Source organism: Marinicella marina (genome assembly GCF_030065545.1).
In the GTDB taxonomy this organism is placed as follows: domain Bacteria; phylum Pseudomonadota; class Gammaproteobacteria; order Xanthomonadales; family Marinicellaceae; genus Marinicella; species Marinicella marina.
In genome coordinates, this window is the sequence record NZ_JASJNC010000004.1 from 339,390 (window position 1) to 347,644 (window position 8,255).

The 8,255-nt window shown below is 39.5% G+C and carries 5 protein-coding genes and 1 pseudogene; 1 reads left to right on the top strand and 5 read right to left on the bottom strand.

The genetic code is table 11. From position 1 onward, the window contains the following. Position 1: 1 nt before the first annotated feature. Positions 2-793 carry an amidohydrolase gene (locus QNI24_RS08540; RefSeq protein ID WP_267176144.1) on the bottom strand — a complete coding sequence of 264 codons (792 nt, stop codon included), beginning with the start codon at positions 791-793 and terminating at the stop codon, positions 2-4. Next, positions 781-1,905 carry a methionine aminotransferase gene (locus QNI24_RS08545; RefSeq protein ID WP_267176147.1) on the bottom strand — a complete coding sequence of 375 codons (1,125 nt, stop codon included), beginning with the start codon at positions 1,903-1,905 and terminating at the stop codon, positions 781-783. Before QNI24_RS08545 ends, QNI24_RS08540 begins: the two co-directional genes overlap by 13 nt. An 810-nt stretch (positions 1,906-2,715) precedes the next feature. Here QNI24_RS08545 and QNI24_RS08550 point away from each other — a divergent pair. Then, a complete protein-coding gene (locus tag QNI24_RS08550) occupies positions 2,716-3,450 on the top strand; it encodes a transposase (RefSeq protein WP_267176145.1) in 735 nt (244 codons plus the stop codon). Between the two features lie 668 nt (positions 3,451-4,118). On the opposite strand, the gene QNI24_RS08555 is transcribed toward QNI24_RS08550, so the two are convergent. The 3 genes and pseudogenes from QNI24_RS08555 to QNI24_RS08565 all read right to left on the bottom strand — a co-directional run. Continuing rightward, complete coding sequence (locus QNI24_RS08555) at positions 4,119-5,960, bottom strand: right-handed parallel beta-helix repeat-containing protein (protein ID WP_283708624.1); 1,842 nt, start codon at positions 5,958-5,960, stop codon at positions 4,119-4,121. Positions 5,961-6,111: 151 nt separating this feature from the next. Further along, positions 6,112-6,360, bottom strand: a pseudogene (locus QNI24_RS08560) (integrase core domain-containing protein); the annotation flags it as partial. A 237-nt stretch (positions 6,361-6,597) separates the two neighbouring features. Beyond that, positions 6,598-8,255: hypothetical protein (locus tag QNI24_RS08565; RefSeq protein WP_283708625.1), on the bottom strand; the 1,658-nt coding region annotated here is incomplete at its 5' end.

The following is an 8,255-nucleotide window of genomic DNA, read 5'->3' on the forward strand; positions in this document are numbered from 1 at the left end:
TTCATTGCTCCAAATCAAATTCATCGGCATCCAGAAAGGCTGGAAAATCACGCTTGAACTGCTCCAGTGCAGAAAAATCCAACTCACTACGGATCACTGCTTGGCTGTCATCCTCAGCACTGACCAAAGGTTCACCGACATAATCAAGCACACAGCTGCCGCCTGAATGTGCCACACCCAAACCATCTTCACCGACGCGATTAACGCCCACCACATACACTTGATTTTCCATCGCACGGGCTTTAAGTAAAATGTCCCAGACATGGCGCCTGGCCGCTGGCCAGTTGGCCACATTGACCATCAAATCATAATCCTGACGGTTCCTCGACCACACCGGAAAACGCAAGTCATAACACACCTGCGGAAGAATCCGTATACCCTTGATTTCAAATACTTTTCGCATCCTGCCCTGAACCACATAATCACCCTCATTACCGAGCCTGAACAAATGCCTTTTGTCATAGTAGGCCACCGAACCATCCGGTGAAACCCAGTAAAAACGGTTGGCTTTTTTATCACCTTGGCGCACGAAAACCGTACCGGCAACCACACAGCGATGCTGTTTGGCCTGCGCTTGCATCCAGCTCAAATCGGCACCACCATCTTGCGCCTCACTGACGCTGACATCCTGTAAACAGAAACCAGTCGAAAAAGTCTCAGGCAACAATAACAAATCAACCGCTCCATGGGTTGAAAGATGATCGTTGACTAAAGCCTCAAGTGCAGTGAAATTTGCCGGCTTATCCAGCCACTTGATGTCGTATTGGACAGCAGCTATATTCAGAGTTGACACAGGATTTCTGCCGCTTGTAATAAGGTTTCATCGTTTTTCGCAAAACACAAACGCACCACCTTGTGTTTTTGGTGATACTCATCCAAAACATCCGCTTGATAAAACGGGCTCAATGGAATCACCGCCACCCCAACCTCTTTGGTTAACCAATGACTGAACTCAACATCATTCATGTCAGAAACGGCAGAATAATCCAACAACAAAAAATAGGTGCCTTTGGACGGCAACACCTCAAACCGCGAAGGTTTCAAAGCAGCGACCAACACATCTCTTTTCTGTTGGTAAAAATCACTGAGCTCATCAATGTGCTGTGGATGGGCTTTAAGCATCTCGGTAATCGCAAACTGAGCCGGCGTGAAAGTGCAAAAAGTCGCGTACTGATGGATCTTTCTGAATTCATCAGTCAAGCCCTCAGGCGCCACACAATAGCCCATCTTCCAGCCGGTACAATGAAAAGTCTTACCGAAACTGGCGACCACAAAAGCCCGCTCAAACAATTCAGGGTATGCCAACACACTTTCATGGCGTTCGCCATCAAAAGTCATGTGCTCATAAACCTCGTCACTGATCACATACAAATCATGCGCCAGCACCAGCCTCTGAAGTGCTTTCATATCAGCAGATGACAGCAGTGTACCCGTTGGGTTATGCGGTGAATTAATCACAATCGCTCGGGTTTTATCATTAATAACAGCAGTAACCTGCCCCCAATCAATGGCATAATCTGGAGCATTCATAGCGATGTGACGACAGCGACCACCAGCCAATTCAACCCCAGGCTCATAAGCATCATAAGCCGGATCAAACACAATCACCTCATCACCAGGCCTGACCAAGGTCTGAATCGCCACCATCAAAGCCTCTGTGGCACCGGATGTGACTGTGATGGTTTTCAATGGGTCCAATCGGCGCGCTTCATCTTTGATGTAACAGCGTTGTACCAGCTCGCCAATCTGCTGCAGAAACTCGGGCAGTCCAGATGATGGACAATACTGATTCTTGCCCTCACTGATGGCCTCATTGATGGCATTTTTTAAATAGGCCGGCGTATCAAACTCGGGGAAGCCTTGGGACAGATTAATGGCTTGGTGCTGGCTCGCCATCAACGACATTTCAGTAAAAATACTGGCCCCCAAATGAGGTAATTTAGAATCAAAAGATGTGGTCACATTGTTTTCCTGAATAGCAAGCAAACAGTATAACTTTTTTAACCGAGATTATTAATAGCCGCCATAAAAAACGCCAGTGAAACTTACTTGGCTGTTCTTGTTAAACAAGATATTTAATGATGAGTGGTACTTTTCTTAATTTTGAAATTTTCTTTATGAGGTGAGTAAAAATTCATGAAACCATAAGTAACCAGTAAAATTATCATACACAGAATGAACCCCACATCCAATGTCACAGGAACTGTCTGGCCACGCAATACAAATGCAACTTCATTGTTACTGAAATCAGGGTCATTGGTCCACGGTCCCAACCGCCAAAGCATTTCGAGATAACCTGTCTGCGAAAATGTAACTGGAATTCGACAAGTTATGGTCTCATTCACTGCCAGTGTCCCAATGTAGCTGTGTGCCTGCCAAAATCTGATATTAACTAATCAAGAACTAATCAAGGACAGGCATCCCTTTCAACAAATTCTTACACGCTCATCAGAGTTTTGCCACAGATAATTTCATGCAAGACCTACAAAATAGTTTTTTTAAATGGAGTTTTGTATGACTGTAGCAAGGAATCAACAAATAAGTGTTGAAGAAACGCCTTATTATCACGTGGTGTCTAGGTGCGTTCGCAGAGCGTTTTTATGCGGTGAAGATAAGGTATCAGGCAAGTCGTTTGAACACCGCCGACAGTGGCTCATTGATCGAATTAAACAGGTCACATCTGTATTCGCTATTGATGTGTGTTCATATGCCATCATGAACAATCATTTTCACATTGTTCTGAAGGTTAATTCAACTGAAGAATGGAACGCCACTCAAATCCTTATGACTTGGTGTTCGTTATACTCACTACCTGTGCTTTGTGACCGCTATCTGAAGGGTGAAATTAACACCGAAGCTGAAATCAGGCGAGTAAAGGAATATGTGGCTGAATACCGTTTTAGATTGATGTCTGTATCTTGGTATATGAAGTCGATCAATGAGTATGTCGCCAGAATGGCCAATGAAGAAGATAAATGTACTGGACACTTCTGGGAATCTCGCTTCAAGAGCCAAGCCCTGCTTGATGAACGCGCCCTTTTGACTTGTATGGCTTACGTAGACTTAAACCCTATAAGAGCAGCTATGGCTAAAGATTTGAAAGGTTCTGAGTTCACATCAATTAAAGAGCGGATTGGGAATAATCACACATGGTTATCTGGTTTCGGCAAAAGTGATGCTGATCTGCCCTTTTATCTTTCCAGCTACATCGATTTAGTAGATGAAACAGGTCGTTGCTTAAGAGGAGATAAGCGAGGCTTTATATCATCTAAAACAGCCAAAGCCATTGATGAAATTGGCATCAACCCTGAAAGCTGGTTAGATGAATTAAAAGGATTTAAATCCATTGGGTTTAGTGCTGTTGGAACAACCGAACAGCTCAAAGAATTTTCAGTGAAAACCAATCGCAAATGGACGCTTGGAATCAAGCTCAAACCAGCATTAGAATAGCTCAATAATCATCAAAAATTAATCAGCAGATCATGTCTGCAACCATCCAACTCGGTTGAAAAACAAAAAAACCCACCCAAACCACTCAAAAAACAACCCTCATTAAAATCATGGTCTCATTGCTATGAAATACCACTTCAAACCAATCAATTATTAAACTCTTAAACCTTTGAAAACTTAGTTTTTTTATCTTTAAGCAGTGTGTGTCCTTGATTACTTGTTGGACTCAGACGCCTTATATCCATTGGTTTTTCGGCTGTAGAAACCGCTGATCAGCTCAAAGAAAACGCTAAGAAAACCAAGCGCAAATGGACGCTTGGAATTAAGTTAACGCCTGTTTTAAAGTAGCTTACCAGCACCACAAAGTCCTTTAGCAAATTCTGTCTGCAACCGTCCAACTCAGTTGAAAATCATCTAAACACCCTAAAATCACTAATCCAATCAAGCCAGCTCAAAACGCATTCAATTAACGCCCCAAACAATCAATTTTAAGCACTGAAAACCCTGAAAAGATTCAGCTTGATCTCTTTAATCAATGACTGTCCTTGATTAGTTGTTATTAAATAAATTATGGTTATGAGTGCAACATTACATTTTTTATCAATCAATAAGGGGTTCTGCAAAAGAACCCCCAAATATAGGTATTTTGAATATTTTATTTAGTATTACTAGTTGCGAGTGCAATATAAAGGGCCATTATTATTAGAATTGCTATTCTGGACATCAACACCATTATTGAGTGAGTCTAAAACAACATTCACTCCAGAACAATTTGAAGTACCGCCTATATTATTTCCAATCATTGTGTTGTTTTTAATTACTATGTTGTAAGGAGCTTTTCCTTGACCTGCACCACCTATCGCACCACTGTGGTCGTCGATGACCATTGCTCCGAATCTTTTGTTTGAGATAATATTGTTATCAACTATTCCATCGTGTGAACCATTTACTATATCTACGCCCCACTCTGAACCACCGTTAATCTGATTGTTCTTGATCTCAAAATCCCAACAGCTATTTAGATAAAACCCGGCACCTCCAGAATCAATTGATACTGAATTTTGTACAACGTAGTTGAATGATCTGTAACAAGCTATTGAACCACGTCCAAAAATCCCGTCATTCTGACCATTTACGATCACACCATCAATCAATACATCGTTGCTATCATTTGTCCATGTTGACTCTTTGACAGATGTTAAAAAACCACTGAAGTTAAATTCTAAGTTTTTAAGTTCGATAAATGATCCAAGTTTTACCCCTACACCTCTGGTTTCATATAAATTGTTAAAAACAATGTTGTCCAAATTGACGTTAGTTGAGTTGTAAACCAAAACTGTAAAAGTAAATGGTATTTGGTTTGAGTCGAATGTTAGATTGGTAACAGAGACATTATCCTTACCATTCATAACCATCATTCTTGTATGGTTAAATCCGTTAAGAGCTTTAATAACAACATCATTTGGCGTAGCTCCAATTCCGATCAAGTGTTGGTTATCTTTAAGTTTTAATTTATTTTGAATATTGTAAGTTCCTGGACTTAAGCAAATATCAGTAGATGTAGCACTGAGATTAGCATCTAGAATAGTTTGTATGTCCTGGCTTTGATCGATCGTTACATCACAATTTTGAGAAATAACTGTATCTTGTGCCTGTACAAAGATTGTTGCAAGAATTGCTGAGTTAGGGTCATTGTTGATATGGACGTTAAACGTATTTCCTGCAACTTTTGCGTAATTAAATGTTTTATTGGGACCTGGGCTACATGAAAAAGGATTGCTATTACCAGCTACATAAACACAAGCATTAGGTGCATTAGTTGCTGTCCAGCCTATGGTGGTACTACAGTAAGTTTGCCCGGTTTGTACTGTACATGCAGGTGATGGAGCAGTAATCGTGGCGGATGGAGCAGCTGCTGCTTGCGCTTGTACAAAAACTGTTGCAAGAATTGTTGAGTTAGGGTCATTGTCGACATGTACATTAAACGTACTACCTGCAACTTTAGCATAATTAAATGTTTTATTGGGACCTGGGATGCATGAAAAAGGATTGCTATTACCAGCTACATAAACACAAGCATTAGGTGCATTAGTTGCTGTCCAGCCTATGGTTGTACTACAGTAAGTTTGCCCGGTTTGTACTGTACATGCAGGTGATGGAGCAGTAATCGTGGCGGATGGAGCAGCTGCTGCTTGCGCTTGTACAAAGACTGTTGCAAGAATTGCTGAGTTAGGGTCATTGTCGACATGAACGTTAAACGTATTTCCTGCAATTTTTGCGTAATTATATGTTTTATTGGGCCCAGGAACGCATGAGAAGTAATTACTATTACCAGCTATATATACACAAGCATCTGGTGCATTAGTAGCAGTCCAGCTTATGGTTGTACTGCAATAAGTTTGCCCGGTTTGAACAGTGCAAGCAGGAGTTGGTGCAGTGATAGTTGCAGTTTGTGAATTAGCAAAATGGCTAAAAAGTAAACAAATTATTATCAAATAAGTTTTTTTCATTATATTTTCCTTTTTTTATTGATAGAAACAGTTTTGATCTAACTCAAGTAAGTTTATAGCTTTTATTTAAATTCTAACCTTCAACTGTTTAAAGTTTCGTTCAATACAAAGTAAGATATACTTTAAAAGAGCTAGATCCGTAGTGTAGTGGTCAAGTAATTTTGGCCACGGTTTTAGATTCAAGCCAATACTTTCGTTCTGACTCATTAGGTGTCAAACCATCATTATGTGCATGAGGTCTGACGTTGCAATAATATCCAACTATGTTGTTGATTACTGATTGTTTTGCTGCCATCATAGAAGCATAACCTATTGATGACATCCATTCTGATTTAAAACTCCTGAAGTATCGCTCCATGGGACTATTGTCCCAACAATTTCCTCGTCTGCTCATACTTCGAAAACTAATCTGGGACAAAACTAATCTGGGACAGGCACCACATTCAACAAATACTTACACGCTCATAAAACATTTGCCACAGATAATTTCCTGCTAGACCTACAAAATAGTGTTTTTAAATGGAGTTTTGTATGACTGTAGCAAGGAATCAACTAGAATGCCTAAATTCAATGAAACTATTTTTTCAAATGAATAGAAGAAGACTTTTTACCTAAGCCTTCTTCACTTAAAAAAATTTTAGAAGCCTTCTGATGAATAATTGTTATATATCAAAGGCAGTGGATGCGAATAATATACAGGGGCTCTTGCAAGAGGCCATTGAAGCAAATAGTACGGTGTAACACCAGATTCATTTATTGCCTGTTGCAGCTCTAAAGCAGTTTCTAGATCATTGTAAAAAACTTCTCCTATTATAATTCCACTTAAATTTGGGAAAGTATTCGCAATATTTAAGTATTTACAATAAGCAGACCTAGAAGAGTTTGTACAGTTAGTGTCATTCCCGCTATCATAAATATGAAAATCCATATATGTAGGCATGGTTGTTCCATATATATTGTTAAGTACGCTAGCTTTTGAAAAGATTTGTCCAACATTTGAAATAGAGAATGAGTACCCAACTGTTCTGGAATTGCCGTAAAGACCAATGTACTTATCCCAAACGACTTTTAGATAATTTTCCCACCTTGCTTGATATAGCAATATTTCACTTGAGGGCATAGTTGTATCACACGGAGATGGGCTTGATGGATAACCACAACTTGCCCATGTGAAAGTATCTGAAGTTGGTATTCTCTCGTTACCTAAATCAATCTTATAATTGATACCGCTTTGATTTACATAATTTATTACCTCTTTAAGAACTCTCCAGTTTTCTGTCCATAATGGTATCAATCCTCCTTTTCCAACAGTTCCTGGTTTTACTGATACACCATCAAAGGTTGCTAAGATATCTTGCTCACACTGTAAATAATAATTTTTCCAAACTGGTGGTGCATTACAACCTTGCGGCTTCATTGAAATCAGTACTTCATCAAAGTTACTGTTTTTAATGTCAATTAGGTAGTTTTTAAAATTATTTAAATATAGAGGATCAATATGATAATAGTTACCTTGCTTATTTTGTTTTCTTGATGAGTCAATTTGTGTCCCTGATGCTCCTTGATCTATGTATCTACTATGAAAAAAACTTACTCTTAATCTTCTTTGACCATTTTGGTACATTGATTGCAGCATGTTTTGAACATTTGATCTAACAGAACCTGTATGGTAATTTTTAATAATGCCAAATGGAAAGAGTGGTCTAATTGGATCAGACCCAACTCCTGTAGTCGAACCATGGCTATACCAGTTGAAATTAGACCCCCCTGGCAGCAAGCTAAATGGTTCATTAGATGTGTTTGCATACACTTGTTTTTCAGCCAAGATTTGAGATGTATTGTCAAATTTATTTAAGCGGACATATAAAGTTACTGGAGTCAAAGAAGTCCAGATGAAATTTTTAGTTCCTTGAGTTCCGGTCCAATAATTAGGATTGTTATCAATAAATATCCCAGCATTAGGAGCATTAGTTGCGCTCCAAGTGATGGGTGTCGTGCAAGAACTGGCTCCAGGATTCAATGTACATCCTGGGTCATTAAAAGTTAGTGTTGCAGATGGCGTTACAGCTTGTTGAGCATACACTTGTTTTTGAGCCAAGATTTGAGATGTATTGTCAAATTTATTTAAGCGGACATATAAAGTTGCTGGAGTCAAAGAAGTCCAGATGAAATTTTTAGTTCCTTGAGTTCCGGTCCAGTAATTAGGGTTGTTATCAATAAATATCCCAGCATTAGGAGCATTAGATGCGCTCCAGGTGATGGGTGTTGTACAAGTACTGGCTCCAGGATTCAATG